Raw genomic sequence first — 26793 nt, 5'->3', positions numbered from 1 at the left:
TATATCGAGCCGAAAGCATGCGCGGGCATGCGATTCATCTATGAGGGCACTTCTTGGACTGTTCCCGGCTTTTCCAGCGTATTCGTAAAGGGAGGGGCTTGTCTCCTCCTGCAGAAGGTTGAAGTGCAATTCGACTCGGATGGATAAGGGGATGCGACGATGGATCATCGGAAGCCTGAGGAACAAAGCGGCATTAGCCGAAGAACGATGCTGACAGCGCTGGGAGCGGCCGGCGCAACGCTGGTTGCGGGAGGATTGTTGGGGGCGCTTCCTGGCGCAACCGCAGAATCCGTAACGCAGTCCGTCTATGGCGGCGGCGGGACGGGCGCCGGGCTGGCGCTGTACAACGTGAAGGACTTCGGGGCGGCCGGCGACGGGACCGCGGATGACACGGCGGCCATTCAAGCTGCGCTCGATTATGCTTATGCACAGGGCGGGGGAACGGTGTACGTCCCCGCCGGCGTCTACCCGATCACCGCGACGCTCAGCATCTTTGCCCGCACGAAGCTGGAGCTCGCTGCCCATGCGTCGATTCGCAGAAACGGCAGCAACGTAAAGCCGATGCTGACGAACGGGCGGAAGGGCCAAAATACAGGCACTGGGTACACCGGTCACGGGGATATCGAAATTGCCGGGGGAACCTGGGACGGCAACTCAGCCAACTTCCCGACGCAATTCCCGCATATGTCGTTTGCCCATGCTACTAATCTTGTCATCCGTGATACGAAAATTATTAATAACGTGAACGACCACCATATCGAGGTCAATTCGACGAACGGATGCCGCATTTTGAACGTGTGGTTCGAAGGATATCTCCGCACGTCGCGGGAAGCGGAGGCGATCCAGATCGACCTGTCGACGCAGAGCGCATTTCCGCATTTCGGCCCGTGGGACAACACGCCCTGCAAAAATATTTTGGTCGACGGCTGCACCTTTATCAATTGCTGCCGGGGCGTAGGCAGCCACTCGGTGCTTGAAGGGTACAATCACAGCAACATCCGGATTACCGATTGTCACTTCGAGAATATGTCGGACAACGCGGTCTTTGCATGGAATTACGATAACCTCGTCGTCAGCGGCAATACGTTCGAGAATTGCGTCTCCGGCATCGACATCTCCTCGCGGGCGGGTGAAGTTCATAATGTAGTTGTGAGCGGCAATATTTTACGAAATATTACGCCGAAAAGCGACTGGGGCGGCATTCGGGTGTATACGCCTGTAAGCGTTGCCAACGCAGGGGGACGAATCGCGAACATTGCGATTACCGGGAATGTGGTGGAGAACGTATCGGGCGTCGTCGGCATCCATGCGAATCAAATATCGCGGATTACGATCAGCGACAATACGGTTCGCAACATCGGAGGAAGCGCGGCAGGCCGGGGGATTTACATAGGCAGCTGCACCGGAGGCGCGACAGTCAGCGGCAATCATGTCACGCAATGCACGGAAAGAGGTATTGCGGTTGTCCAGTCGCAGGGATCGGTTAACATGGTCGGGAATGTGATCGCCGCGACCCAATCGCACGGCATTCATTCCGATACATGCCAATATGTCGTATGCGCCAATAACGCCGTCACCGATGTCGGCAAAGACGGCGTAGGCAACGGAATTTATTTTGCAGGCAGCCACCGCTCGCATATTGCGGATAACGTGATCGCCGGCAGTGCGGAGAACGGCATCAATGTGAAAAACTGCAACGACTGCAATATTAACGACAACACGCTGACGGGGGCGCCTTTAAAAATATCGGACGGCAACCAGCGGCATTACGTATCGGGCAATCTCGTTCGCAGAGGGGAGAAGCCGATGACGGCGGGCGTGATCGTCGCTTCCGGTTCGACGAGCATCGCGCTGCTCGCAAACGATTTGAGAGAGTCCGGCACTTCCGCCGCGATCCAAGACAGCGGGTCGGGGACGATCCAATCCGGCAACCTGACGGACGCCGGCATTGTGTAGTAAAAAGAACGGCACATCACCGCGTCTTCCTATCCTTATGGGATAACGCATAACGCGTTATCCCGCTTGGCGGACGGCGATGAAGTCCGTTCGTCTTTCGCTTGAGCGTTGAGGGGATCGGGTCCCCCCGTTGTTACCGCGTCTGCTGATCCTATTGCGCTTTGAAGCATAGCGTATAGACATTCGGCCGCGTGGCCGCCGCCGGGGCTGCTGCTCCCTTAGGGCTGGCTCGCGTTACCTTTTTCGCCTCGCCCTGCACGGCACCACTTTCCGCGACCGGAACGGCGTGGAGCGCATTGTCACGGTTTTCCGCGGCGCTTGAAGCGTCTGGACGATCCGGGGCACATCCTGATTCACCATCCGTTTCAGCAGCTCGATCACCGCCCCATACTTCTTGTAGTTGTAATCCCCCGTCTTGCTGTCTACGAAAGCGTAAGGCAGCTCTTCCGGCGCACTGTACGCGATGATGCGCCCGTCGAATTCGGCCAAATAGCCAAGCGGCGACTCCTCGTATCCCCGGTCGATCCATTCCTTCCGAGTCATCCGATAAATCAGCAGCGCCAAAATATCTTCATATACTTGGCCTCTATACTTAAATCGGAAATGCACCTCATACTCCGTTTCGCGATCCAGCTTGGCTCTGCTCACAACGCAATAATTACGCCACCAGCCAGGAAAACGCAGCGTAAACCCATAGCGTTCGTTCCGGTATACAATCTGGTTCCGTTTGACCACTTGATCCGAGCTCCTTTCCGTTTGACCGCATACTATAACGTATTCATGGGAAGGACGGATTATGGCTTGAACCACAGGTTTTTGAACTGCACCCAGTCGAGCGCATCCAGCGCTATGCCCTTGACCGAGGCGTGATAAATCGTCTTCAACCGTTTGAAATATAAGAAATGGAGCACCAGCCGGCCGGTCAGATGCGATTCGATCGCCTGCAGCAGTTCGGTGCGCCGGTCGCGCTCAGGCTCACGGAGCGCCTGCTCGAGCAGGGCGGATACCGTCGCTTTGGCACGCGGCTCGAGGTGGCGCTGCATGCTTTTGTACAAATCGATGATCCGCAGCTCCGCGTCATTGTCGAGCATGATGGAGAAGAGCAGCAGATCGGCGTACAGCCGCTGCTCCCCCTTGAACTGGTCTACCGTCAGCAGCTTCACTTCGACAGCGAGCCCGGCTTCCTGCAGCAGCGATTGGACGAGCTGCGCATCGCGCTCGTATTGGGTGATGGTGCACAGCGACAGCCGTTCGCCGGCATAACCGGCGCGCTTCAGCAACGTCCGGACCGCATCCGGCGGGTAGCGCACCGGTTCGGAGGCGGAGGCGCGCTCCGTGTGCCGCCGGATAAAGCTGTCGGCGCAGTAGATCGCGTCCCCGCTAAGCCGCTCCAGCAGCTTGCCCCTCTCGAGGGCTGCGCAGACCGCCCCGCGCAGCGCCGGGTCGCTGAGCGGGCCCTGCTTCAGCAGGTTGAAGGTCAGGAAGCGGCATGTCGTTCCCTGCTGCTGCACCTGCTGCCATGAATCGGCCGCTTCGTCGGGCAGCCGGTAATTGTGAATGACCTGGAAGCTTTCCAGCGCCCGGGACCGGTCTTGATCCGGCAGGCCGTCGATGGACCACAGCTCGACCCGGTCGAGATGCGCCCTCCCCTGGAAATAGGCAGGGAACGCATCGAGCACGCACATGGACCGGTCGAGGTGGGTAAGCTTGAAGGGGCCGGTGCCGATCGGCGAAAGCGCGAACCGTTCTCCTGCTTCCTCGCAGCTGTCGGCGGGCACGATCGAGGCGCGGCCGGTGCCGGCGAATTGAAGGAACAGTTCGTTCGGCTCCGTCAGTTGAAAGCGGACAGTAATCGGGTCGATGGCTTGCACCGATTCGATATGCTGCAGCACCCAGCTGTACAGGGTGCCTTTGGCGCGCTTCATGAGCCGCTCGAACGTGTAGCGGACATCGTCCGCCGTCAGCTCCCGTCCGTGATGGAACTGCACGCCCTTGCGCAAATGAAACGTCCAGCCGGTGCGCTGCGCGTCCGTTTCCCAGGCATGGGCGATATGCGGCTGAATCGTCTGCGTCAGCCGGTTATAGCGGACGAGCGGGTCGAACAGCTGATGCACCAGATGCGCTTCGGTAGCGAAATTCATGGTGGCGGGATCAAGCGAATGCACCGCTTGGGTTAACGGGAAACGGAGCGTGTCGTATCGCTTGCTCCCCTGCACTTCGCTGCTGTATCCGAAATGGCCGCTTAGCCAGCCGTGGAAATGCTCCTTCAGCGAATCCGGCAGCGTGGACACGTTCATTTGCTCCAGCGCGCCGCGCAAATCTTTTTTCTCCACCAGCTCTTTGGCGGCAGCCAATATCATGTTCTCGGCCGGCAGCAAAAATGTAAGCAGGGAGCGGCTGCCCCGGCCGCGCTTCGGCGTCCACCGCAGCCAGCCTTCTCCGCCCATTTTCCCCAGGAGCAGCACGACATTGCGGTGGGTGCATTCGAGCAGCAGCGCGAGCTCGTCCAACGTGACGTCGATTTCTTGATGCTCCGCGATATGGGGATAATGCCCCCGCAGCCGAATATAATGGCCGGACAGCTTCATATAACCATCCTTTCCGGTTCCGGTCTGACGTTCCGAACGTAGTTGTGACCCCTCGTTTTGGAAAATATGAAATTAGCTATTTAAAACTTACTCTTTTTATTCCTGTTTTTCAAGCTACAATAACGTTGAAAGCTACCATGACGGGAGGTCTTGCGTTTCGATGAACGGATTGAACGTTTGGGCAGGGCATTGGCGAAGGAAGGAACGTGGGTGGCCGTTGACGATGTCGTGGAAGGTGCAGCTGATCGCCGAAGCGGAAGCAGCCGTCCGTCATGCCGGGAACGGCGCCGAGCTCGGCCGTGCCGTCTGGGCGCTGGCCAAGATCGTCTACGCCCAGTTGGAGGAGACGACACCGGAAGCGCTCCTGTTTGTGCGCGGGGAACCGGTGGCGCACAAGCTCACGGCGGCCTTCGTCCTTCCGGACGATGCGGCGAAGCTGCTGCTGGAGCTGGCGGCCGGAGAGGCGGAGGAAAACGTCAAGGGAGCCGCCGATGCGCAGGCAATTCGAACGCTGCAGAAGCTGGCCGTTCGGTTGATTCAATACACGAGGAGCCTCCGAGTGGGGATGACGATCGCTCGCTGAGCTTGTCCGCAAAAAGGCGGCTGAGCCGCGAAGCGCGATGCTCAATATCAAAGCTTGCGAAGCAGCATTGCTCTGCAATGCTCTAAGTGAATGCTTACGAAGCAAGCATTGCTCCGCAATGCTCTTAGGAGGGAAGCCCATGTCCGGCAACGAAACCGGCACTGCGAAGGAGAGAGGGATGGTGCTGGCCGCGTTCGGTTGCGGTGCAGCGCATCATTATTTGTTTTACGGCAACGACTGGGGCGTGTCTTATCCGATTTTTGTGCTGTTGTTTTATGTATACTTTTTCTGGGCTGTGCGCGAGAGGCAAGTCGTCTTTGCGTTCCGCCGGCAGCATGCCTTGCTGGTCCCGGTTCTGCTGCTCTCGCTTACATACGCCTTGTTTACGAATACATTGTTTGCCGTACTGAATGCGCTGGCCGTGCCGCTGCTTGTGGTGTGCCACGCCACACGGGCGGTTCGTGTGGACGCGCTGCGCAAGGCAGCAAGCGCCGCGGGGGCGGCCGCGCTGGTCATGGAACAGCTGCTCGTCCATACGGCGCGATACCTTCCGAGGCCGATCGTCGTCCTGTATCAACTGGTTGCCGGGAGGCTTCAGGCCGGCCGGTCGCGGGAGCTGCTCAAGGTGCTGCTGGGGCTTGCGCTTTCCGTTCCGCTGCTCATCGTCGTCATAACCCTGCTGTCCTCCGCAGATTCGATGTTCGATCGGACCATGTCAAGACTGCCGCAGCTGTTCGAAGAAGCGGAACTGGGGGAGACGATATTCCGGTTGCTGTGGATCGTCGCCATCGCCTGCGGTTTGTTCGGGTTCGTATGGGGATTGCTGTATCCGAAGCGCATGCAGCTTCAACCGAAGCAAGAGGAGGGGGCGGTGCAGTGGGAGCCTCCGGCGCTGCCGGCCGCAGCGCCTCTGCCGCGAATGGACGCGACCGTCGCCATGACGATGCTGTTTATGCTCAACGGCGTATATTTACTGTTCGCGGTCGTGCAATTTTCGTACTTTTTCGGCGGCGGCACCGCCGATCTGCCCGACGGGACGACGTATGCGGCCTATGCGCGAAGAGGCTTTGCGGAACTGGTCGTCGTTACGCTGATCAACTGGTCGGTCATGATGGGCTCCTTATACGGGGTCAAGCGACCGGGCCGGGGCGGATGGATCCTGCTGCGCACGCTGCTGGCGGTGATGGTCGGCTGCAGCGGCATCATGCTCAGCTCGGCTTATTTGCGGCTGTCAATGTATGAAGAGGCATACGGCTACACGATGACGCGCATTTTGGTACATGCCTTTATGCTGTTTCTGGTCGTGCTGTTTCTGCTTGCGCTCGTGAAGCTGTGGAAAGAACATACGCCGCTGGTCCGGTGCTATTGCATTGCAGCTATCGTGGCGTACGTCATCTTGAACTATGCGAATGTGGACGCCATCATCGCACGCAATAATATGGAGCGGTACGAAGCGACAGGCACCGTCGATACCCGCTATTTGGCGGGCCTAAGCTATGAGGTCGTGCCACATTTGCTGGCCTGGAAGCAAACATACCCCGATATGCCGGGGATCGACGAAGCTTTGCACGATGTACGTTCCCGGCTCGAATCCGACGGTGAATCTGCCTGGATGGAATTCAACTGGTCGAAGCGGAGAGCCGCCGAAGCATTACGGGAAGCCCGATAGCTACCTGCGCCCCGTAGCTCTGCCACGCCAAGTTCGGCTTGGCAGGATGCGGCGGCCGTTCAGCCGCCGGTCTCCCCGTACTTGCGCCGGTAATGCGCCAGCGCAATCAAAGGCCACATCCGGTTATAGCTGGAATACCGGATGTAAAGGTCGCCGGGAAGTCCGGCGCCTGTCGGATACGAAGCCGTCCAGTCGTTCCGGCTCAACGTGCCAATCAGCGCGTCGACGCCCCGTTCCATCTCCGTTGTCGGCTTGTCGAATACGGCAACGAGAGCATCCAGCGCCCATGCCGTTTGTGCCGGCGTGCTCGCGCCGAGAGGGACGTACTGCCGCCGCTGGTCGCTGAAGCACGACTCCCCCCAGCCGCTGTCCGCGTTTTGTGCGTCCAGCACGAAGCGAGCCGCCCGCTGGACTGACGCATGCGAAGGCGGGACACCGACCGACCTCATGCCGGTCAAAGCTGCCCACGTGCCGTACAAATAACAGACGCCCCACCGGCCATACCATGAGCCATCCTGTTCCTGATGCGCAAGCAGCCACTCGACGCCTCGTTTGACGAGCGGATGCCCCCAGGTGAGACCGCTTCTCCCCAAATACTCCAGCGCCCGTCCGGTCAAATCGGCCGTAGATGGATCGACGGCTACCGCATCGGCGCCGTCGATCGGCAGCATCGCGAGCAGCGCATGATCTTTGCCGCGTTCGAAGGCGGGCCATCCGCCATCCGCATTTTGCATGGACAGCATCCACTGCAGTCCCCGGTCTACGGCTTGCGGTGCAAGGGCGTGCGTTCCGCGCGCCGGGGACAGGGCGCGCAGGGCGGCGGCCGTATCGTCCACATCCGGGTTCATCGTGTTGTGGTCGGAGAAGCCCCAGCCGCCGGGAATGGCGCGTTTGGCGCTTTTCGCCCAATCGCCGGATCGCGTGTGCTGTCTTGACAGCAAGTAATCGCAGGCTTTTGCGATCGGGAGATCGGAAGGGGAAGCCCCGGCTTGTTGAAGGGCGTCGGCAATCAGCGCGGTGTCCCACACGGTGGAATCGAAATTCGGCACCTGCGGCAGCCCGTCGCGGACCAGGACCAAGGTCTTCAGCCCTTGGATGGCGCGGACGATGGCAGGGTGGTCCGGCGGATAACGCAAGGCAAGCAGCGCGTAGATCATCAAGATCGTGGCGCTGGCATAGTTGTATACGAGGCCGTCCGGCTCGATCCGGTCGAGCATATACCGCTCCGCGCGCTGCAGTCCGAGCTTGCGGGCTTCTTTGGGCAGCGTCGTAAGCTTGCCGATGACGCCGGCGGCTTCCTTCAGAAGCGATTCGAAGAGGCGCGTTCCGCCGGAGTCGGGCGCTTCGGGCGAATTACCGCGATCATGCCGCGGAAGCAGCAGGTCGGACAGATCCGGCGCGCCGGCGGGCTGAATACGGTAACGGCGATCCGACAAAATGATGACCGGAGCCAGGTGCACGCGGGCCGGCGCGGAAAATGAATTAAAATGAAGCGGCAGCGATTCCGGCAGCAGCATCAGCTCCGGTGGTACGCGCAGCAGCGTGGGCCAAGGGTAATGCCCGGTGACGGCGAGCATCACCTTCGTCAGCAAGCCGCTAACCCGGCGAAGTCCGCCCCGGGAGACGATGAATTGCCGGGCGCGGGCCATCCGCTCGTCGCTGCGGTCGATCGTGCCGGAATAGAGCAGGGCGCAGTAAGCTTCGACGGTGGCTGACAGATGCCCCTCGGGCTCATCCGCATGCCACTTCCAGGCTCCGTTCGTCTCCTGTTTGCTTAACAGCCTGGATGATAAGCCGGATATAAGATGAACGTCATCCATATGTAACGTTCTTAACAAAATGATCAAGTAAGCGTCGATCGACACGCCCGTTTCCACCCCGAACCGCCAGGAGCCGTCGGCCGCCTGCCGGGAGATGAGCTCGCGGACGAGCTGCTCGACGGCTTGATCCGCTCGCGCAAGCGTGGAGCGCATACCGCATCATTCCTTTCCCGATATTCCATGTTATGGGGCATAGCAGGGAATCATGCAGCGGAATCGTTTGACAGCCGATTGCCGAATTACTATTATTGTTATATATAATGATAATAATGTGGGGTGGTTGTGTGGCTTTCAATTCCACGGTGATCGGGATCGCGATCCAAATGGCGCTCGTTGTGGCGCTCGTCCTCACGGCAACCGTGTATTTGCGCCGCAAAGAGCGAATTACGCTCAAGCCGGCGCTGATCGGCACGCTGGTGTTTGTCCTGTTTTCGCAAGTATTGGAAAAGGCGCTTCACGTATACATGCTGCAGTTGAATCCGGCAACGGCGATGTGGCTGAAGCAGCCTTGGCTGCTGGCCGTTTACGGCGCGCTTGCCGCCGGTATATTCGAAGAGCTGGGAAGATATGTCGCTTTCCGCTGGTGGCTGAAGCGGCGGAGAAGCTGGGGAGACGGGCTGTCGTTCGGACTCGGGCACGGCGGAATCGAAGCGGTACTGATCGGTGTGATCGGCGGAGCACAGATGCTTGCCCTCGCCCTGATGCATCAGAACGGCACCCTGCAGCAAAAGCTGGGCGGCAGCGTGCCGCCGGAGGCGGCGGAAGCGCTGATCGCGAGCTTGACGAATACGCCTCTGCACCTTTACGTGCTGGGAGGCGTTGAACGGATCGCGGCGTTCATGCTTCACCTGGCCTTCAGCATCATGGTGCTGCAAGGGGTGAGATCGCGCCGCTTCGGCTATGTTCTTGCCGCGATAGGTCTGCATGCCGCCGCCGATTTCGTTCCGGGGCTGTATCAAGCCAAGGCCGTCTCCATCTATGCGGCGGAAGCGGCCGTTCTGCTCGCCGGTCTGGCCGGATTCATGTATTTGCGGCGAATGAAGAAGCGCTATAGCCGCGAATGGCTTCCGGAATGAGATGAAGTGAGGAAATCGTAAGAAAAGCGCCCTGCGGCTGCACGTTCACTTCCACTTGATTGTATGCCCACTCCAGCTCCGCGGGCATGAAGATGGCGTGGATGCCGCAGGTGAGCGCCGGAATAATGTCCGTCCGCAGCGAATTGCCGATCATCCAGGTGCGGTCCCGCTCGAAGCTACGGGAGTACACAAGGCTTTCCAGAAACTGTTCGTTTTTATGGCGCGTAATATGAATCCGGTTGTCAAAGAAGCGCTCGAGTCCGGCTTCCGTCACTTTGCGCATTTGAATCTTATAGTCCCCGCCTGTATACAAATGCAGCTCATGCCCTTCGCTTTTCAGCTCCCGGAGCGTTTCCTCCATGTAAGGATACGGCTCGATGCTGTGCCCGTATACGGTAGCGCCGAGCTCTCTCAGCCGCTTGACTTCTTCGGGCCGCTTGGACCGTCCGGTCACATTCGAATAATGGTCGTACGTATCGACGAACGATTGCGGGAAATGATCTGGCGCAAAGCCGCTTTTCAGCACCCGGTTCAGATCGATCTCCGTCTGCATTTTTTTAATATCTTCCACATTCAGGTGATAGCCGCGAAACCACGTTTCCATTTGATCCGCGAATTGCTCGATCACCAGATCGAAATATTTATTGCAGTAAATTAACGTATCGTCCATGTCGAAGAGGATGGTCTGTTTCATTCTGTATCGCGCTCCTTCTCTTCTTAAGCTTGTCCGATCCGACTCGGCCGAACAAGTTTTTCTCTCCATTATAGCATGACCGGGTCCGGAACCGCATCCTTCTGCGGCTCATCCATTTCGCTTTGCCCCTGGAAAATAGCGCCTTGTTCAATAATGAGCGAGCTGGCCCTGACGGTGCCGGTCAAGCGGCCGGTGGGCGTGATTTTGACGAATCCATCCGCTTGCACGCAGCCCTCCAGCCGTCCGGCGATAATAACGTTGCGAGCATGTACTTCGGTGGCGCGGACACAGCCCTTCTCTCCGACGGCGACATCGCCGGAGGAGTGCAGCGTTCCCTGAAATTCCCCTTCGATCCGAAGATCGGACGTCGCATGAAGCGTGCCGTCGAACAGGCTGCCTTCGCCGATTAACGAAACGGCGCCCGAACGGTTCGGATGCCCAGTCCATCGCATGATCATTTTGTTCCCTCCTTTCTGCTCAGCGCAGGCAAATAGGGCTGCGGATCGGTGCTCTTGCCGTTATGCAGCACTTCGTAATGCAGATGCGGACCGGTGCTGCGGCCGGTTGTGCCAAGCTTGCCGATCGGCTGTCCTTTCACAACCTGCTCGCCCGCGCGCACATCGCTGCGGTTCAGGTGCATGTACCACGTGCGCAGCCCGGAGATATGCTCGATCACAATATTATGGCCGTGCAGCTTGTCGTAGCCGACCGAATGCACGACGCCGTTTGCCGCGGCGTACACCGGATCGTTCAGCTTGCCCGCAATATCGATTCCTTTATGGAAGCTCAGCTTTTTCGTGAACGGGTCTTTGCGGTAGCCGTACGGCGACGTCACGATGCGGGAAAGCGTCGGCCACAAGCTCGGCGTGTGAAGGACGCGCTCCTGCTTCTCCAGCAGCTGCTTGCGCGACTCCCGAAACCGGGATTCCAGCGCATGCATCTCCGTTTGCAATGAAGCGTACTTTTGGCCGGTGGCGGCGGCCAGCGTCCGCACCTGCTCGGCCGTTACCGTTATCGCCGGTCCTCCGACGCCTCCGGCGGACAAATCTGCCGCTTCCTCCGGAACCGCCGCCGATACGGGCTGGCCTCCGCTCTTGGAGGAGGGAGCCAGCTTCTGCAGATCTTGCTCCAGCCGCTTCATTTCCTCCATTTTCGAACCGACCTCGGCCGCCTGCTTCGACAAGGTGTAAATGTCATTTTTCAACTGCTCGATCGTTGCGTTTTTATGCTTCAAATCTTGCTCCAGCTGCGATTTTTTGCCTCGCAGCTCCGTCGTTCTCAAATATACGGAAGCGGCGGAGTGCACGTGATGCAGGTACATCGCGCCGGATGTCCCGACGAGCAGCAGCAGCGCGCAGGCTGCTCCCCATAACGCCCCCCGGGATAGTTTGACACGGACAACGCTGCCGTTCGCCTCCGGAATAATGACGAACGTCAGCTTGTCTTGCAGCGACTTCAAATTCATGACTTCTCCTTTCGGTATGTTGCGCCCGCTCCCGGCATACATTTCGTAAGGGGAGGGGGGTAATGTGGGAATTGGAACAACTAGCCGCATGCGTCTGACAGAACGTCTGGCCAGGCATCTTCACCGCGAAGTAGCGCTGCAGGCCGAAGGATTCGAGAGCGAACCCGGCATCTTGCAGCATGTCGGCAAACGGTTTATCCGCGTGAACGGTCAGTATTACGTTCCTTCGGCTATGCACGAAATCGTTCTTCTGGACAACGCGGTCAAAAGCAAGGGAACGCCGTTCCAGGTTCAGACGACGTATGGCGGCCCGTTCCCGGCGAATATCGTTCGCGCGGGTATCGATTTTGTCGAAATGCTCGTAAGCCGCCAGGAGGAGGAAGAGGAGCTCGTCCTTTTGATCCCCCTGAACAAAATCATCAGCTTGGGTAAGTAGCCTCGCGATCCTGCTTTGCGCCGTCCCGGCACCGTTATGCGTCAGGAGGTTCCGGCTTTGGGATGCGCGCGGTTTGGCCCGTGGATCTCCATATACGTCGATCCGACACCCAGCACCATACAGAGTCCGTAGCCGAAGCCGCTAATCTTCCCGACTAGCGATACGGTCGGGCCGATCGACATGCCCAGCCCGATAAAGCCAAGACCTAGCAGCAGCAGCGTATTGCTAGTGACCATCCAGGCGCGGTGAGAGATGCTGCGCCGCGGCTTGCCCGCCTTCTGCCGGATAGACCGCCCGGTGTTCGCGTCCGGCGAAGAGGGCTGCTGCCCGGATGCCTCGTTCTCCCGAGAACGCACAGGAAACCGGCGGATCAGCAGCAGCACAAGCACATACAGTATGGGCTGGTAGCTCAAGACAATGGCCGGGGTACTGTAATTGCCGAAGTTGAACACGTCTGACGTACTTTTGAAGCCGAGCATGGTGGTCAGCAGCAGAAGCAGGCTGACGGGCGTATTGATGAGCGTGTAATCCCGGTTTTTGATAAGGCTGGAAATGCCGGTCAGCAGGGCGAGATAGATCAGGATCACCTTGCAGGCCGTTACCGGGTACCAGACGCTCAGCATGAACAGGTCGAGCCGGTCGAGAAAATCGGTGACATGAATTTGCTGCACGAGGCTGTACATCGGATAAATCATATTGCCCGGAATGTTTGAGCCGAGCACCAGCACCTCGATCAACGTAATCAAGGTCAGCACGAACGTGGCGAGCATCGCCCCGTGCCGGATGGCTGAATGGACCTTATTGGCGCTCCAGATCGTATGCAGGAACGCCCCCACGATAAAGATATCGCCATACCACCCGATGCCGAGCAGGCTGACATCGCCCAGATGCTCCCGCGTCAACGTCAGAACCGGCTCTACCAGCCGCTTGTTCATCTCGTTGGTCAGCAGGATCGGGAGGAGCAGCACGAGCAGGATGAAGAACGGGAAGAAGATGTCGTTTACCCTGCCGATCACTTCCACGGTGCTTCGCCCGTAAAACATGAGCAGCAGCATAAACAGCAGCACCACGATTTCCTCGGGCGTATTGGGGAGCAGCACCGTATTGATGAATTTGCCGAACGAGCGCAGGTCGCGCATCAAAAGAAGCCAAATGTGCAGCAGCAAGATCAGGTTGACGAACGTTCCCGGGATTCTGCCGAAGACCGTTAACATAATCTCGAACATGTTCTTTTCCGGAAATCGCTGCGCCATCTGATAGAAGACATAGGCGGTCAGGAAAATGTAGACGAGCGGTATGATGAAACTGAACCAGGCGTCCATACGGGCGATGCGGACAAGCTCGTGCTGAATGCTGACCAGTCCTCCTCCCGTAATCAAGGCGCCGATCAGCCAGGCGTACTGGCGCTCGTTGATGACAATCCGGTTTCTTTTCACCGCGCAACCCCCTTTCTGCGATCAGGTATGAACAAGGGAGAACACCCAAGGCGATACGTTCTTGATGAAGAATACGGTAGGCATGGGGAGCTTGACTCCTGCAACGATGCAGAAATAAACGGCTCCGGTGAGGATCAGCAGACCGAAATACATGCCCTTCGTGCGTTTGTTCACCTCTGGAATATTTTTCAGATCGAGAAACAGCAAGAACAGTGTAAGCAGCGCCACCCACAGCAAAAACTGGCCGTTCATTGCTTCATTCCTTTCTTCGTAACATTTTCATAGATCAAACCGGTATCCGTTATCGTGGAATTCACCTTTACGTGGAATTCGGCATCCTTCATGAGGGCCGGCCACTTCGGAGCGTATTGCTCCTGCCACAATTTCGGGTAATCTCTCCATAGAGAGGTACCGAATTGCACCGGATCGACTTCTTTTTTTTGCATCGTCCGAATCGCTTGTTCGACCATGTTCTTGATCAGACCGGAGATCACGTTCTCCACCTTTCGCAAATTAGCGGGTTGGCTCAAATCGTACAGGCCGATCGTTTCCACGATGCGTACCCGGACATTCAAGCCGATATCGTATATCGGTATCCCTTGCAGCAGCCGAACCCGCAAGTACGAATCATCTTTATTGATTTTGGCAGTCATTGTTACCCCGTCCTCGGGAATCGCCGTGATGACCGCCTCGCTGCTGAGCGTCTTGAGCATCGACAGGCCGATCGCCTCGTCACCTTCCACGAGGCCGATCATTTTATTATTTTTGATCAAGGCGTAGCCCGTCGTATTGATTTCCCGCGAGGGTTTGCCGCTTTTTTCCGATTCCTTGACCGACATATACAATACCATCGCATCGCCGTCGGTTTCGCTCAGCATGACGGCCGTGTCTTTCATGTTCAGATTGAGTACCAGTCGCGCTTTGGCGAGCTCGCGAATCGCTTCCGAAGGGAACCGCTCGAAGCGAGGGGTAGCTTGCAGCATCTCGTACGCTTTTCCCTTCGTAATAATCAGGTTTGTCGTCATCCGGCTTTCGGGAGAACGGGGAGTGGAGTCGAATACATGGCTGATGCCCCGAATCCGCGCAAACTCTTCGCTGACGAGCAGCGTACGCCGGTGGGCAAGGAACATGCGCCGCGACATGCGGGCCTGCAGCTTGGCTTGTGCGTCTCTCACCGAGTCTCCGACCTCGGAATCGATGTAGTAGCTTTTATCCCCGCCCGTACCGCCGCCTCCGCCGCTGGCACCGCCCATTTGCCCGGGAAGCGGCACCATGACGGTGTAGCGGATGCTTCCGTCCTGCTCCAGATCGACCGCGGACGTCAAGATGAACGCAAGATCGTTGATTTCCGTCCGGTCCCAGCAGCCCTGGAGCAGTAGGGACGGCCAGAGCAGCAGAAGGCCAAGGAGGATTCTCCTCATTTGACATCCCCCTCCTGTCCGTTGCGGTGCGGGATGGTCTGCCCTTTTTGCCCGCTTTGGTTCATAATCTCTTGCGGTAGCTCGGTTCCTTGCCGCTCCGTATCCTGCAGCGAAAGATATGCCGGCCGGCTCTTCATGCTCCACCAGGGCGGGCGGATGGCGATGTCCTTTAGATCGCCGGCGGAGAGCGGACCGATCGGTGACAAATAAGGGATGCCGAACGAACGCAGTGCGGCCATATGGCCTAATATCAGCATGACTGCAATCATGATGCCGTACATCCCGAACAGCGCTGCAGCGATTATGATCGGAAAACGCAGCATCCGTATTGCGATCGCCCCGTTGAAGCGGGGAATCGTAAACGACGCGATTCCTGTGAGCGAGACGACAATGACCATCGGTGCGGAGACGATTCCCGCCTCGACGGCGGCTTGTCCGACGACGAGCGCGCCGAGAATGCTGACCGCCGAGCCGATCGTCTTGGGGAGCCGGATGCCGGCTTCGCGTAGCGCTTCGAACGTAATTTCCATAATGAGCGCTTCCACCACAGCGGGGAACGGAATCGCCTCCCGGGCCGCAGCGACGGACAGCAGCAGCGTCGTTGGCAGCAGGTCTTGATGATACGTCGTGATGGCCACGTACATGCCTGGCGTGAGTAGCGATAAGATGAGAAAAATGTAACGGAGCCACCGTATAAGCGTAGCGATTTGGAACCGTTCGTAGAAATCTTCGCTTGCCTGCAATATTTCGGCAAACACGAAAGGTACGATCATCACAAAGGGCGTGCCGTCCACAAGAATGGCGACGCGCCCCTGCAGCATCGCTCCTGCCACGACATCCGGCCGTTCGGTATATTGAATCTGCGGGAATGGCGAGTAAGCCGAATCTTGAATGAACTCCTCGATATACCCCGATTCGAGCACGGCGTCGATGTCGATTTTCTCCAGCCGCCGCATCACCTCTTCGACGATGGCCGGATCGGCGATATTGTTCATGTACGCGACGACGATGCTTGTATTGCTTTCCCGCCCGATCGTCAGCGGCTTCATTTTAAGATGCGGCGTTTTCAGCTTGCGGCGGATCATCGACGTATTCGTCCGCAAGTTTTCCACGAACCCCTCGCGCGGGCCGCGGACGACCGATTCGGTATCCGGCTCGTTGATGGAGCGCTTCTCCATACCGCGAATGCCCATCAGGAGCGCCTTGTTATTGCGCTCAACGATGAGGCCCGTATCTCCGCCGAGCACGGAAAGCAGAAGGTCCGAGTAATTATCGGTTTTTTGAATCTGCGAGACGGGAAGCGTCGTATCCGATATGTTGTCAATAAGCGATTCGTCGCCTTCCAGAATCATGAGCGACTTCATGGCATCGTTCACGAGATCGGTATTCGCCATCCCGTCGATAAAAAACATGATGGCATTCAGGCTGTTTTGTATTTTGAACTCGCGGATGACAAAATCGGAGCTGTCCTGAAACAGCTCGTTCAAGTACGACTTGTTCTCCTCCAGCGTCATAAATACCGGTACCGATTTGAGCTCCTGGAGAAAGCGGTAATTCAGCTTTTTCAGCTGCTGGTCCCGCTCTTCGTTTCGCCCCTTTTTATTGCGGCGACGCGCGATGTACATGGAGCACCTCCTTCGGCGGCTTGCTAACCAATTCCAGTATATTTTTCACCAAAAGCAAAATTTTATGACAAATCGGGTGAATGCGGTAAAATAATAGGGAATAGGCAGTGGGATCGAGGTAAAAGATAGAAAGACGGCTGCCGTGGTGACGGAGCTTGTGTGGAGGGGGAGGAAGTGGATTGCTGTGGCTGGTGCTCGCCTTATTTTTATTCATCTTTCAAATATTGACCATTCTGGTCGGGGAATTCCGCCATCCGTCCAAAGCCATGGCATGGATGTTCATTTTATTCGTGTTCCCGATTATCGGATTTGTCATGTATTATTTTTTGGCCAAGGAATATACCCAGCGTAAAAAAGTAAAGCGCGGACGCATGCGCAATATGACCGATATCCGGTACTTGGGCAAGAAGCACAGGCCCGCTTCCGATTACGATCCGGGATTCGACGAAGAGCGGCTGAACGGATGGCGCCATGAACCGAGGCTGTTCTCGCTGCTTGGCAACATTCCGGGCTCGCTTATTACCCGCAGTAACGAGGTAACCGTGCTGACGAATGCGGCGGCCGCCTATCCGTCCATGCTGGAGGCGATGGAGCAGGCGAAATCGCACATTCATTTCGAGTTTTATACGATCCGCAACGACGGCATCGGCAAACAGTTTCACGAACTGCTCGTACGTAAAGCGCGCGATGGCGTGCAGGTGCGCTGTATATTTGACGGGATCGGCAGCTACCAGCTCGACAACCGGTTTATCGATGAGTTGAAAAAGGCCGGGGCGGAAGTATATATCTTTTTGCCGGCGGTGTTCGCATTTTTTGACAAGCGGGCCAATTACCGCAACCATCGCAAAATATTGGTGATCGACGGAACGACCGGCTTTTTGGGCGGCATCAATATCGGCGACGAATATTTGGGCGGCAATCCGCAGCTCGGGTTTTGGCGCGATACGCACATGAGGCTGGACGGAGACGCCGTCTACTCGCTGCAGCAAACGTTCCTGAACGACTGGTTTTTCGTCAGCGGGCAGCGGCTTGCCGATTCGGAATTGTTTCCCGAGCATGACGGTTCCGGCAGCAAGCCGGTGCAAATCATATCGAGCGGGCCAGACGCGCATTGGGACGCCATACTGGAGATGTACTTCGGCGCGATTGCCGCGGCGAATAAGCGGGTGTTCATCACGACCCCGTACTTCATCCCCGACCCGAGCATCATGATGGCGCTCAAAACGGCAGCGATCAGCGGCGTGGACGTAAGGATCATCTACCCGCAAAAGCCGGACTCCCGGGTGGTGAATTACGCTTCCCTGTCGTTTTTGGAGGAATTGATGCAGGCCGGCGTCCGCTTCTATGCATATCAAAAAGGCTTTATCCATGCAAAAGTCATCGTGATCGACGAGCTGCTTGCTTCGGTCGGGACCGCGAATATGGACATGCGCAGCTTTTTCAACAACTTCGAACTGAACGCCGTGCTGTTCGACAAGGAAACGATTCACCGGCTTGAGAACGATTTTTTGCAGGATTTGAAAGAGTGTACGGAAATGAAGCTGGAGGAATTCGAAAAACGGTCGCGCTGGCAAAAGGGAAAGGAAGTCATCGCGCGGCTGCTGTCGCCGCTGTTTTAGGTAGTTCGCGACGCAGCAGCCCCGTTTCCACGTGGTGCCCATACACAAATACGCCTGCTGACGGATGCGCCGTCAACAGGCGTATTTTCGCTATTGCGGAATAAAGGACAGCACAGGATCCAGATTTTGCGGCGGGAGCTGCGCGATCAAATCCCCGTGCTGCCGAAGCCGCTGCTCGATGTTGAGCAGATGGAAGTCTCTCGGGTCGGGCCGCATGGCGACTTCCTGCCAGGTGAGCGGCGTCGAGACGGAAGCGTCCGCCCGGGCGCGCGGGGTGTAAGGCGCGGACAGCGTCTTGCCGTACCAATGCTGCAGGTAGTCGATATAAATGAGCGAGCCCCGGTCTTTTTTGAGCCGTTCGACGGTGAACAGCCCCGGATGCTTTTGCACCGCGAAGGAGGCGACGAATTGACCGATGCGGCGCAGCTGCTCGAACGTATACTTGCGCTCGCGGGGGATCGGCACATAGATTTGCACGCCGGTCGCCCCCGATGTTTTTGGAACGGAACGGATATTCATTTTATCAAGAATTTCGCCGATGATCTCCGCGGCCTGCATAATGCGCGGCTCCGGGTCGACGCTCGGATCAATGTCGATCAGCCATTCGGCCGGCAGTGTTTCTTCAATATAATGGAAGGAAGGGTGGAATTCGAGACTTGCCAAATTGCCGAGCCATAGCAGCGTCGGCAGCGAGTCCAGATGTACGTAATTGATCCCGTCCAGCAGGGCGGTGCTGACGAACGGCGGCGTCGGTTCCGGCGCGTTTTTTTGATAAAACGACTTCTCGTTCCATCCGTTCGGGAACCGGATCGTCGTCAAGTAGCGGTTGCGGCAGTAGGTGAGCAAATAGGGCGAAAGCGCGACCAGCTTCTGCAAATACATCGCTTTCGTAATGCCCTTCTCCGGCCACAGCAGCTTCTCCGGGTTGGAGATGGCAATCTCCTGCCCCTCAATGATAATCGATCCTTTCACCTGCTTATGCTTTGATCCTGTCGGTGCGGCCATGCCCGTTCAATCCTCCTGCACACGGAAGTTCACCAGCTTCGGATGCCGCAGCTGGCCGGCGGCGGTCGTTTCCAGTCCGGTTACGGTGCCGGTCAGCGGTACGGCCAGCCATAAGATCGTTTCCCTTTTTAACTCGGCCGGCAGCTCGGCTTTGTTCCACAATGGCGATTCCCGTTCATGCTGTTTGCCGTAGGCGAGCAGCGCCGCTTTGGAAGATTCGTTCAATCCAAGCGATACGCGTCCGAACAGCACCCCGTCCTTTTCCATCATCAGGCTGGCAACGCGTCCTTCGCGGATGATAAGCGCGACAAAGCGCACTTCGTAAAGCTGCGCCGTTTTCTTCTTGAACCAGTCTTTATGATGCTTTCCTTCGCGGTATGGACTGGAGAGCCGCTTGCTGACGATCCCTTCCCAGCCGCTAGCCTCGATCCATTGCCATAAGGAGGGGCCGTCGCGGAACAGGTCGGTTACGAACAGCTGCGGGCGTTTCTCCGGGAACAACTCACGCAGCTTGTCGTATCGCTCCGCATAAGGGCGGCTGCGGTAATCTTCTCCGTTATAATGAAGCAGGTCGAACAGCACATAGATGAAGTGACTCGTCTCCGCACCGCGAATGTTCGCTGCAGCGCTGCGGGTTCGCTCCCTTTGCAGCACTTGGGAGAAATCCGGCTTCTGCTTCACGAGGTCGAACATAACGGCTTCCCCGTCCAGCAGCAGCGGGGGAAGATGGGAAGCATGCTGCTTCAGCAGGTCAACGGCCTCTGGGTATAGCGCCGTCTTCTCATCCATTTGCCTGGAATATAAGCGGATGCGTCCGTGCTCGATGAGGGACAGCATACGAACGCCGTCCCATTTGAGCTGAAACCCCCAATCTGGCCCGGCGGGCAGCTGGGGGTTTGAGATCGGAGCCATCGGCATGCTCGGCAGTACGACGGCTCCTGTCGCTGACCGGGTCATAGGGTCGGTCATGAGCCGATGGTATCTTTCACCTTCGTTTTGCCTTTTGCTTTCACGCCTTTAGCCGCTTTGCCTTGTTCGCCCTCTGCGCCAGGCGCGGGAGTCGGGTCGGCTGCGACCGGCTTGACGGCTTCCAGACTAGCTTGCAGCGCCGCCATCAAGTCGATGACGTTTGTTTTTTGCTGTTCCGGCGCGACGCGGACTTCTTCTCCGGCAACCTTTTGCTGAATGGCGTTTTCCAGCGCTGCGCGATAATCGTCTTTATATTTTTGCGGCTCGAACGGGGTGGATAGCTGGGCGATGAGCATTTTGGCCATATCGAGCTCTTTGTCGTTCACATGGCTCTGCTCCGGCAAATTCGGCACTTGTTCCACCGGGCGAATTTCATCCGGGTAAAAGATCGTTTCCATGACAATGCAGCGGTCAATGATCCGAATGGCGGCCAGGCTGCTTTTCGAGCGGATGGATACTTTGGCGATGCCGATTTTCCCCGTCTGCTTCATCGCTTCCATCAGCAGGTTATAGGCGTTGGCTCCGGTGTCGCCCGGAGACAAATAATACGTTTTCTGAAAATAGATCGGGTCGATATCCGATAAGTTGACGAAATCCAAAATTTTGATTTCCTTATTCACTTCGCCGTTCAATTGCTCCAGCTCATCCTTCTCGAACAGCACGAAAGAACCGGGCGCGTACTCGTAGCCCTTCGTAATTTCGGCCCATTCGACTTCCCGGTCGCAATGCTGGCATTTGCGGACAAAATTAAGCGGCGTACTGCACTCCTTGTGAATCATGCGCATCGAAATATCTTTGTCCTCCGTCGCGGAAAACATTTTGACCGGCACGTGCACAAGACCGAAGCTGATCGCGCCTTTCCATAGGGTATGCATCTCCCCAAAAACCTCCCATCGTAACCTATAATCGTGATCAAGCTTTACCTGTTCAACGAAGGCGATCCAAGACGGTATGGCATAAAGCTATTCTTACCAGTATACGCATAATCCGGCTGTCTCATTACAGCTGCGCCTGTGCATGATCGAATATTTTTTGGGACAAGATACATGCTGTTACGGCTTACGCCGAATGGAGAAAGCATAAGGGGGGACAAACAGTGAGCGAGACGAATACGTCAGACGGCCAGCATACGAACGACGCGGCTCATGAAGGCCGGGATTCCTACTTTATGGACATTGATCGAATGATCAATGAGGGACTCGGCGGCGGCACCGTGTCGATGCATAACGGGCTGATTGATGATTCTACCACGGATACGATGGATCATCCGGAGTCCGTTACGGACGGAGGTGAGTAACCGTGCAGTTATCTCGAGCGCAGCAAATTTTAAGCTCGCAAGATAAGATTAACGTGGAATGGAACGGCGTTCCGGTATGGATCGACAGCGTCGACACGAATCAGGCAACGGTCAAGGTTCATGTCGAGCATCAGCCTGCCCAGACGAAAGTCGTTTCGGTAGAGCAACTGCAGGAAGTACAAGAAACGGAATCGGGTGCTCGGCGCTTATATCCTTAAGGAAATCGAGCCGAGCGTGCGTATCATAGAGCTTTCCGGGCGAAGAGCGGTCGTAAGCGGGCCGCCCTGCGCTGCGGGAAGCTTTTTTGTTGCTCCCGGAGGACGGGAGGGCTATAATAATGGTCAAAGTTGCATCTTGGCCGCAGCGGATTGCCGTGCGGCTTTGCAGCATTGTAGTGTCGGAGGCGGATACAGTTGAGCTCGATCGATGAATTTGCGCTGATTCGGCTGCTGAACGGCGGCAAACAATCGGCGGCTTTGGCGCAGGCGGCCGGCGTTGTCACAGGCATTGGCGACGACGCGGCGGTCGTGGAGGCTTCCCCGGGAAGCCATTGGATCTTAACATGCGATACGATGACGGAGCATATTCATTTCAAACAAATCACGATGCGAGATAGGGACATCGGGTATAAGGCGATGGCTTCGGCCGTCAGCGATATTGCCGCCATGGGCGGCGTGCCGCGGTTTGCGCTGGTCGCGCTCTGCATGCCCGGCGGGACAAAGGTGGAGCGGGTACAGGCGATTTACGAGGGGCTGTACGAATGCGCGAGCCGTTACGGAGTCGCCGTTGTCGGCGGGGATACGACCGCCATTCTCGGCGAGCTTACGCTGACGGTAACCGTCATTGGCGAGACGGGATTAGGCCAGGCGAAGCTGCGTTCGGCCGCACAGATCGGCGATGCCGTCTTTGCAACCGGATACCTCGGCCGTTCGGCCGCAGGGCTCGACTTCCTGCTGGAACAAAACTTGTCTTCCGGCCAGTGGGGAGATTTCCCTGAGCCAATCGCTCCGCTCGTTCAGGCGCATTGCCGGCCGGAACCGCAGATTGAAGCGGGACAGCTGCTGCAGCGGTCCGGCTCGTGCCGCGCGCTCAACGACGTGAGCGACGGGCTGGCGAGCGAGCTGTGGGAAATTGCCGAGGCATCGGGTGTCGGCATCGATGTGATGGAAGAGCGCATCCCGGTGGCGGATGAGCTGGCCGCATTTGCCCAGGCGCAAGGGAAAGATCCGCTGGATTACATCTTATACGGCGGCGAAGATTATCAACTGGTCGGAACCGTTCCCGCCGGAGATGCGGTCGAGCTGCAAATGAGATTCAAGGCTGCAGGGCTGCCGCTGCATGTGATCGGATATGTTAATGCCGAAGGTTCCGGCGTTCGAATGGTACAAACTAACGGATATATCGTGCCGCTCGGGAAAAAGGGCTACAATCATTTTTCCGGCGCGGACGGGAAAGGCGGCGCATAGTGCAGGCATCTTACGAATTCCTGTCGCAACATATCGGCGATACCGCGCAACTAGCGGAACGCTTGGCTTCGTTGTTTATTCCCGGCACGGTCATAGCGCTGGACGGAGAGCTTGGGGCGGGCAAGACGGCCTTCTCCCAGGCAGTCGCCCGGGCGATCGGCGTGACGGAGGTAGTCAACAGCCCGACGTTTACGATCATTAAAGAATATGAGGGAGAACGCTTTCCCTTTTATCATATGGATGTGTACCGGCTGTCGCAGGATGAGGCGGACGAGCTTGGACTGGATGACTATTTTTATGGAGAAGGCATCACGTTGGTCGAGTGGGCTTCGCTCATTGAAGATTTGCTGCCGCCGGATCATCTGGCGATCGAAATCGGGCACACTGGGGAAGAAGGCCGCCGCTTTGCGCTCCAGCCCAAAGGCGAAGTCTACGAAGCCTGGTGCCGCGAACTAAAGGAGAACGGATACTTGCTATGACGAACGGAAAACAAGTGCAATACGATGATCAACAATGGATGCTATCCGTCGATACGTCAACCACTTCCATGACGGCGGCACTGACGAAGGGCGATCGGCTGATCGGGGAGATCAGCTCGCGGGCGGAAAGAAATCATTCGCTGTATTTGGTGCCTGTACTGCAGCGGCTCATGAAGGAGGCAGGCATACGGCCGAGCGAACTGTCGGCGTTCACCGTCGGCGTCGGACCGGGCTCTTATACGGGAGCTCGCATCGGCGTTACGGTAGCGAAGACGTTCGCCTGGACGCATAAGCTGGCGCTCATGGGCGTATCGACGCTGGAAGCGATCGCTTTGGGCGGAGCCCACCTGCTAAGCGGACAATCACACGAAGAAGGCCAGGGAGAAGAGGACGCTGTCGTATCGGGCGGGAATCTGCAAGCGTTGGAAGCCGTTGCGGGACAAGGCTCCGCATTGGGCGAAACGGTATGGGTCGTTCCGCTGATCGACGCCCGCCGCGGTCAGGCTTTTACCGCGCTGTACGAAGCAGGGTTGGAAGGCTGGATTTGCCCGGTGACGGATGGCATCCGTCTTGCTTCCGCGTGGGTGGACGAGCTGCTGGAGCGCGCCGCGCTGCACACGCCAGCCCGGGTCGTATTTGCCGGCGAACTGGAGCTGCACCGGGAGGCGATCGAGCGGTTTGCCGCCGGCTGGAACGGCCCGGTCGACGTATTCGAGCACAGCTTGCGGGCGAGATATACGGCCGAGCTTGGCCGCCGCCGCCGGCTGCAGGGGGAGACGGACGATGTTTTCACGCTTGTTCCGAACTATACGCAGCTTGCGGAAGCCGAAGCCAAGCTGCTTGCCAATAAATCGTAAGGGGGACAGGCTCTTGATGGAGCAGCAAAAATACGACCGTCAGCCGATCGAGGAACATCTTCTGTGTTTTCGCCCGATGCAAATCGAAGATATTCCGCAGATTTGCCGCATCGAGCAGGAAGCATTCCCGACCCCTTGGACGGCCGGCGCTTTTCAGAACGAGCTTACGAACAATCAGTTCGCGCGCTATATTGTCATCGAGTTGGACGGCGAGATCGCCGGTTATGGCGGCATGTGGCTGATTATGGAAGAGGCGCATGTCACCAATATTGCCATCCGTGAAACATACCGGGGACGCAAGCTGGGCGAGCGTCTGCTTCGGGAAATGCAGCGGACGGCGAGTTTTTACGGCGTGATCCGGATGACGCTGGAAGTGCGTCCGTCCAACACGATTGCGCAGCGTTTGTATGAGAAGATGGGCTTTCGTTCCGTGGGTGTTCGCCGAGGCTATTATACGGATAATAAAGAAGACGCGCTCATCATGTGGGCGGATTTGCCGAAGGCAGAGCGGGGAAAGTAGCGGGAGCCGCGCTACGATCGCGTAAAGAGCAGGGGAGGCGGCTGTAAGCTTTCTATTGCAGAGGCTTGTGTTTATTGTCACGGCTTCAACATTTAACGGCTGTGGCCCGTGGCGGCGAAGGCGGCTCATCGGTTGCGTGTCGCTCCCTACATTCGAACCGTTTTCCGCTGTGCAGGAATGCGGGAACTCCCCAAGGCACATCCTGCGGCTTCTTAACAGTGCGGGCTCGCTTTGCCGCAATCGGCAAAGGCATGCTGCTCGTTGCTTGCTGCGACGGAGCGTTTTTTCCTTTTTGACTTGGTTATTAAAAAACATGGCTACTCCGATTGAGAGGTTTACGTTATGAACGAACAAGGCATGTCGGATCAAACGGTTGCCGAACATCCGTCCCATTTTTGGGAAAAACCGGTATATATATTGGCCGTTGAAACGAGCTGCGACGAAACGTCGGTCTCGATCGTGCGTGACGGCGAAGAGATTTTGACGAATGTCGTGTCGAGCCAAATCGAGACACATCAGCGTTTCGGCGGCGTCGTTCCCGAGGTTGCCTCGCGCAAGCACGTGGAGTCGATCACGTGGATTTTGGCGGAAGCGCTGGAGCAGGCGGGCCTGCGCCCCGAGCAGTTGTCGGCGATTGCCGTTACGCAGGGACCGGGTCTTGTCGGTTCGCTGCTGGTCGGCGTGGTGGCGGCGAAGGCGTTTGCTTGCGCGCTGGAGCTGCCTTTGATCGGAGTACACCATATCGCCGGGCATATTTATGCCAACCAGCTCGTACACAAACTGGAGTATCCCTTGATGGCGCTTGTCGTGTCCGGCGGCCACACGGAGCTTGTTTTCGTCGAGTCCGAAGGGCGGTTCCGCATCATCGGACAGACGCGGGACGACGCTGCCGGCGAAGCCTATGACAAAGTGGCGCGGGCGCTCAAGCTGCCGTATCCTGGCGGCCCGCATATCGACCGGCTCGCACATGAGGCGACGGATGCGGTGGCACTGCCGCGCGCATGGCTGGAGCCGGATTCGTACGACTTCAGCTTCAGCGGGCTGAAGTCGGCGGTGCTGGCCGTGCTGAACCAGGCCAACATGAAGGGCGTCGCGCTTGAGCCTTCGGCCGTCGCGCGCGGATTCCAGGACTCGGTCATCGACGTTCTGGTGGAAAAGGCGCTTCGCGCCGTCGAAGCCTTCGGCGCGAAGCAGTTGCTGCTCGCGGGCGGCGTGGCCGCGAACAAGGGCTTGCGCGCGCGGCTGGAGGCGCGCTGCAGCGAAGCGGGCGTGCCGCTTCTGGCGCCGCCGCTTTCGCTGTGCACTGACAACGCGGCGATGATCGCCGCCGCGGCGTTCTTGAAATACCGGCGCGGCCAGTTCGCGCCGTTCGACATGAAGGCGGAGCCTTTGCTGAAGCTTGAGGCATGGTCGGTTTAGCGTAAAGCACGCCGTAATCTCACGGGTGAACTTCGGAAGGGATTGCGGCGCGGCTATCGCTATTTCTTAATGGGGAAATCTTTTTTGCAAATAAAGCTTGCATTCCTGATTTTAATTTGATATATTACTCCTTGTCGCTTTTGCGGTAAGCATGACGAAGATCATCGAAAGATGTCGAAAGAAAAAAAGTGCTTGCATCACGATAGCAAACGTGATAAGATGTAAAAGTTGCTTCCGAGAGATTGCTTAAACCGATCGGAGTGCAAGGAAATGAATTGCCCTTTGAAAACTGAACAACGAGTGAGTGAAATAGAGAATGCAAATTCTCGCTAGCAGTAAATTTTGAGCTCAATCAGCTTACATTATAGCGAACATAATCTTCGGATTATGCGA

Annotated in this window: 26 protein-coding genes; 13 read left to right on the top strand and 13 right to left on the bottom strand. The window is 57.3% G+C overall.

Annotation, left to right across the window (positions count from 1 at the left end; translation table 11 throughout):
* The first annotated feature begins 159 nt into the window (after positions 1-159).
* On the top strand, positions 160-1956 hold the full coding sequence (locus KXG62_RS31140) for a right-handed parallel beta-helix repeat-containing protein (RefSeq protein ID WP_218095898.1): 1797 nt from the start codon (positions 160-162) through the stop codon (positions 1954-1956).
* 234 nt (positions 1957-2190) lie between these two features.
* Here the strand turns inward: KXG62_RS31140 and KXG62_RS31135 are convergent, their stop codons facing one another.
* Positions 2191-2691 (bottom strand): hypothetical protein, encoded by a 501-nt coding sequence (locus KXG62_RS31135; protein ID WP_218095897.1) that lies wholly within the window; start codon positions 2689-2691, stop codon positions 2191-2193.
* A 59-nt stretch (positions 2692-2750) separates the two neighbouring features.
* Positions 2751-4544 carry an ABC transporter substrate-binding protein gene (locus KXG62_RS31130; protein ID WP_218095896.1) on the bottom strand — a complete coding sequence of 598 codons (1794 nt, stop codon included), beginning with the start codon at positions 4542-4544 and terminating at the stop codon, positions 2751-2753.
* A 160-nt stretch (positions 4545-4704) separates the two neighbouring features.
* On the opposite strand from KXG62_RS31130, the gene KXG62_RS31125 reads away from it, so the two are divergent.
* Together KXG62_RS31125 and KXG62_RS31120 are read left to right on the top strand one after the other, a co-directional pair.
* A complete protein-coding gene (locus KXG62_RS31125; RefSeq protein ID WP_218095895.1) occupies positions 4705-5127 on the top strand; it encodes a hypothetical protein in 423 nt (140 codons plus the stop codon).
* A gap of 139 nt (positions 5128-5266) precedes the next feature.
* Complete coding sequence (locus KXG62_RS31120) at positions 5267-6796, top strand: DUF4153 domain-containing protein (protein WP_218095894.1); 1530 nt, start codon at positions 5267-5269, stop codon at positions 6794-6796.
* Between the two features lie 59 nt (positions 6797-6855).
* On the opposite strand, the gene shc is transcribed toward KXG62_RS31120, so the two are convergent.
* Positions 6856-8769, bottom strand: coding sequence for a squalene--hopene cyclase (shc, locus tag KXG62_RS31115; RefSeq protein ID WP_218095893.1), 1914 nt, complete (start codon positions 8767-8769; stop codon positions 6856-6858).
* A 131-nt stretch (positions 8770-8900) separates the two neighbouring features.
* On the opposite strand from shc, the gene KXG62_RS31110 reads away from it, so the two are divergent.
* On the top strand, positions 8901-9692 hold the full coding sequence (locus KXG62_RS31110; protein ID WP_218095892.1) for a YhfC family intramembrane metalloprotease: 792 nt from the start codon (positions 8901-8903) through the stop codon (positions 9690-9692).
* Here the strand turns inward: KXG62_RS31110 and KXG62_RS31105 are convergent.
* The 3 genes from KXG62_RS31105 to KXG62_RS31095 all read right to left on the bottom strand — a co-directional run bounded on the left by KXG62_RS31105 (position 9637) and on the right by KXG62_RS31095 (position 11851).
* The gene (locus tag KXG62_RS31105; RefSeq protein WP_218095891.1) at positions 9637-10386 is read right to left on the bottom strand and encodes an HAD family hydrolase; all 750 of its coding nucleotides are present in this window, start codon (positions 10384-10386) and stop codon (positions 9637-9639) included. The two genes, KXG62_RS31110 and KXG62_RS31105, sit on opposite strands and share 56 nt — an antisense overlap.
* A 68-nt stretch (positions 10387-10454) precedes the next feature.
* Positions 10455-10844 (bottom strand): bactofilin family protein, encoded by a 390-nt coding sequence (locus tag KXG62_RS31100; protein ID WP_246627725.1) that lies wholly within the window; start codon positions 10842-10844, stop codon positions 10455-10457.
* A complete protein-coding gene (locus tag KXG62_RS31095; RefSeq protein ID WP_218095890.1) occupies positions 10841-11851 on the bottom strand; it encodes a M23 family metallopeptidase in 1011 nt (336 codons plus the stop codon). Before KXG62_RS31095 ends, KXG62_RS31100 begins: the two co-directional genes overlap by 4 nt.
* Before the next feature lie 64 nt (positions 11852-11915).
* Between KXG62_RS31095 and KXG62_RS31090 the strand changes: the two genes are divergently transcribed.
* Complete coding sequence (locus KXG62_RS31090) at positions 11916-12287, top strand: hypothetical protein (RefSeq protein ID WP_246627724.1); 372 nt, start codon at positions 11916-11918, stop codon at positions 12285-12287.
* Positions 12288-12328: 41 nt separating this feature from the next.
* On the opposite strand, the gene KXG62_RS31085 is transcribed toward KXG62_RS31090, so the two are convergent.
* From KXG62_RS31085 to KXG62_RS31070, 4 genes are read right to left on the bottom strand one after another with little or no spacing between them, the layout of a single operon-like run.
* The gene (locus KXG62_RS31085; RefSeq protein ID WP_218095889.1) at positions 12329-13723 is read right to left on the bottom strand and encodes a GerAB/ArcD/ProY family transporter; all 1395 of its coding nucleotides are present in this window, start codon (positions 13721-13723) and stop codon (positions 12329-12331) included.
* A 21-nt stretch (positions 13724-13744) separates the two neighbouring features.
* Positions 13745-13975, bottom strand: a complete 231-nt coding sequence (locus KXG62_RS31080; protein ID WP_218095888.1) for a hypothetical protein — start codon at positions 13973-13975, stop codon at positions 13745-13747.
* Positions 13972-15144, bottom strand: a complete 1173-nt coding sequence (locus KXG62_RS31075) for a Ger(x)C family spore germination protein (protein WP_218095887.1) — start codon at positions 15142-15144, stop codon at positions 13972-13974. The genes KXG62_RS31080 and KXG62_RS31075 overlap by 4 nt, the downstream gene beginning before the upstream one ends.
* Entirely contained in the window at positions 15141-16769 is a 1629-nt protein-coding gene (locus KXG62_RS31070; protein ID WP_218095886.1) for a spore germination protein, read from the bottom strand. Before KXG62_RS31070 ends, KXG62_RS31075 begins: the two co-directional genes overlap by 4 nt.
* 179 nt (positions 16770-16948) lie before the next feature.
* Here KXG62_RS31070 and cls point away from each other — a divergent pair, with 179 nt between their 5' ends.
* The gene (gene cls / locus KXG62_RS31065; RefSeq protein ID WP_218095885.1) at positions 16949-18388 is read left to right on the top strand and encodes a cardiolipin synthase; all 1440 of its coding nucleotides are present in this window, start codon (positions 16949-16951) and stop codon (positions 18386-18388) included.
* A gap of 90 nt (positions 18389-18478) precedes the next feature.
* Here cls and KXG62_RS31060 read toward each other — a convergent pair whose 3' ends face one another.
* The 3 genes from KXG62_RS31060 to ku are packed head-to-tail and all read right to left on the bottom strand — an operon-like array spanning position 18479 to position 21237.
* Positions 18479-19393 carry a DNA polymerase domain-containing protein gene (locus tag KXG62_RS31060; RefSeq protein WP_218095884.1) on the bottom strand — a complete coding sequence of 305 codons (915 nt, stop codon included), beginning with the start codon at positions 19391-19393 and terminating at the stop codon, positions 18479-18481.
* 6 nt (positions 19394-19399) lie between these two features.
* Entirely contained in the window at positions 19400-20362 is a 963-nt protein-coding gene (locus KXG62_RS31055; protein WP_246627723.1) for an ATP-dependent DNA ligase, read from the bottom strand.
* Positions 20359-21237, bottom strand: a complete 879-nt coding sequence (gene ku / locus KXG62_RS31050; RefSeq protein WP_218095883.1) for a non-homologous end joining protein Ku — start codon at positions 21235-21237, stop codon at positions 20359-20361. The genes KXG62_RS31055 and ku overlap by 4 nt, the downstream gene beginning before the upstream one ends.
* A 221-nt stretch (positions 21238-21458) precedes the next feature.
* On the opposite strand from ku, the gene KXG62_RS31045 reads away from it, so the two are divergent.
* The 7 genes from KXG62_RS31045 to tsaD all read left to right on the top strand — a co-directional run bounded on the left by KXG62_RS31045 (position 21459) and on the right by tsaD (position 26400).
* Positions 21459-21659 (top strand): hypothetical protein, encoded by a 201-nt coding sequence (locus KXG62_RS31045; RefSeq protein WP_218095913.1) that lies wholly within the window; start codon positions 21459-21461, stop codon positions 21657-21659.
* A gap of 2 nt (positions 21660-21661) precedes the next feature.
* The gene (locus KXG62_RS31040; protein WP_218095882.1) at positions 21662-21877 is read left to right on the top strand and encodes an H-type small acid-soluble spore protein; all 216 of its coding nucleotides are present in this window, start codon (positions 21662-21664) and stop codon (positions 21875-21877) included.
* Between the two features lie 195 nt (positions 21878-22072).
* Positions 22073-23125 (top strand): thiamine-phosphate kinase, encoded by a 1053-nt coding sequence (gene thiL, locus KXG62_RS31035; RefSeq protein WP_246627722.1) that lies wholly within the window; start codon positions 22073-22075, stop codon positions 23123-23125.
* Positions 23122-23604 carry a tRNA (adenosine(37)-N6)-threonylcarbamoyltransferase complex ATPase subunit type 1 TsaE gene (gene tsaE, locus KXG62_RS31030; protein WP_218095908.1) on the top strand — a complete coding sequence of 161 codons (483 nt, stop codon included), beginning with the start codon at positions 23122-23124 and terminating at the stop codon, positions 23602-23604. Before thiL ends, tsaE begins: the two co-directional genes overlap by 4 nt.
* A complete protein-coding gene (tsaB, locus tag KXG62_RS31025) occupies positions 23601-24461 on the top strand; it encodes a tRNA (adenosine(37)-N6)-threonylcarbamoyltransferase complex dimerization subunit type 1 TsaB (protein WP_218095881.1) in 861 nt (286 codons plus the stop codon). Before tsaE ends, tsaB begins: the two co-directional genes overlap by 4 nt.
* A gap of 16 nt (positions 24462-24477) precedes the next feature.
* Positions 24478-24981: a ribosomal protein S18-alanine N-acetyltransferase gene (gene rimI / locus KXG62_RS31020; protein ID WP_218095907.1), complete on the top strand. Its 504-nt coding sequence runs from the start codon at positions 24478-24480 to the stop codon at positions 24979-24981.
* 357 nt (positions 24982-25338) lie between these two features.
* Complete coding sequence (gene tsaD / locus KXG62_RS31015; protein ID WP_218095906.1) at positions 25339-26400, top strand: tRNA (adenosine(37)-N6)-threonylcarbamoyltransferase complex transferase subunit TsaD; 1062 nt, start codon at positions 25339-25341, stop codon at positions 26398-26400.
* The last annotated feature ends 393 nt before the right edge of the window (positions 26401-26793 follow it).

The sequence above is a fragment of the Paenibacillus solanacearum genome (assembly GCF_910593845.1).
In the GTDB taxonomy this organism is placed as follows: Bacteria; Bacillota; Bacilli; order Paenibacillales; family NBRC-103111; genus Paenibacillus_G; species Paenibacillus_G solanacearum.
The sequence above is the reverse complement of the archived record's forward strand: the minus strand, read 5'-3'. Positions and strand labels throughout refer to the sequence as shown.

Excerpts from the sequence above, each read along its gene's own strand:
- KXG62_RS31060 (WP_218095884.1), bottom strand. The coding sequence starts at position 19,393 with ATGGCCGCACCGACAGGATCAAAGCATAAGCAGGTGAAAGGATCGATT.
- KXG62_RS31140 (WP_218095898.1), top strand. The coding sequence starts at position 160 with ATGGATCATCGGAAGCCTGAGGAACAAAGCGGCATTAGCCGAAGAACG.
- shc (WP_218095893.1), bottom strand. The coding sequence starts at position 8,769 with ATGCGCTCCACGCTTGCGCGAGCGGATCAAGCCGTCGAGCAGCTCGTC.
- ku (WP_218095883.1), bottom strand. The coding sequence starts at position 21,237 with ATGCATACCCTATGGAAAGGCGCGATCAGCTTCGGTCTTGTGCACGTG.
- KXG62_RS31070 (WP_218095886.1), bottom strand. The coding sequence starts at position 16,769 with ATGTACATCGCGCGTCGCCGCAATAAAAAGGGGCGAAACGAAGAGCGG.
- KXG62_RS31075 (WP_218095887.1), bottom strand. The coding sequence starts at position 15,144 with ATGAGGAGAATCCTCCTTGGCCTTCTGCTGCTCTGGCCGTCCCTACTG.
- KXG62_RS31080 (WP_218095888.1), bottom strand. The coding sequence starts at position 13,975 with ATGAACGGCCAGTTTTTGCTGTGGGTGGCGCTGCTTACACTGTTCTTG.
- KXG62_RS31105 (WP_218095891.1), bottom strand. The coding sequence starts at position 10,386 with ATGAAACAGACCATCCTCTTCGACATGGACGATACGTTAATTTACTGC.
- tsaB (WP_218095881.1), top strand. The coding sequence starts at position 23,601 with ATGACGAACGGAAAACAAGTGCAATACGATGATCAACAATGGATGCTA.
- rimI (WP_218095907.1), top strand. The coding sequence starts at position 24,478 with ATGGAGCAGCAAAAATACGACCGTCAGCCGATCGAGGAACATCTTCTG.
- tsaD (WP_218095906.1), top strand. The coding sequence starts at position 25,339 with ATGTCGGATCAAACGGTTGCCGAACATCCGTCCCATTTTTGGGAAAAA.
- KXG62_RS31125 (WP_218095895.1), top strand. The coding sequence starts at position 4,705 with ATGAACGGATTGAACGTTTGGGCAGGGCATTGGCGAAGGAAGGAACGT.
- KXG62_RS31120 (WP_218095894.1), top strand. The coding sequence starts at position 5,267 with ATGTCCGGCAACGAAACCGGCACTGCGAAGGAGAGAGGGATGGTGCTG.
- KXG62_RS31130 (WP_218095896.1), bottom strand. The coding sequence starts at position 4,544 with ATGAAGCTGTCCGGCCATTATATTCGGCTGCGGGGGCATTATCCCCAT.
- KXG62_RS31100 (WP_246627725.1), bottom strand. The coding sequence starts at position 10,844 with ATGATCATGCGATGGACTGGGCATCCGAACCGTTCGGGCGCCGTTTCG.
- KXG62_RS31095 (WP_218095890.1), bottom strand. The coding sequence starts at position 11,851 with ATGAATTTGAAGTCGCTGCAAGACAAGCTGACGTTCGTCATTATTCCG.
- KXG62_RS31055 (WP_246627723.1), bottom strand. The coding sequence starts at position 20,362 with ATGACCGACCCTATGACCCGGTCAGCGACAGGAGCCGTCGTACTGCCG.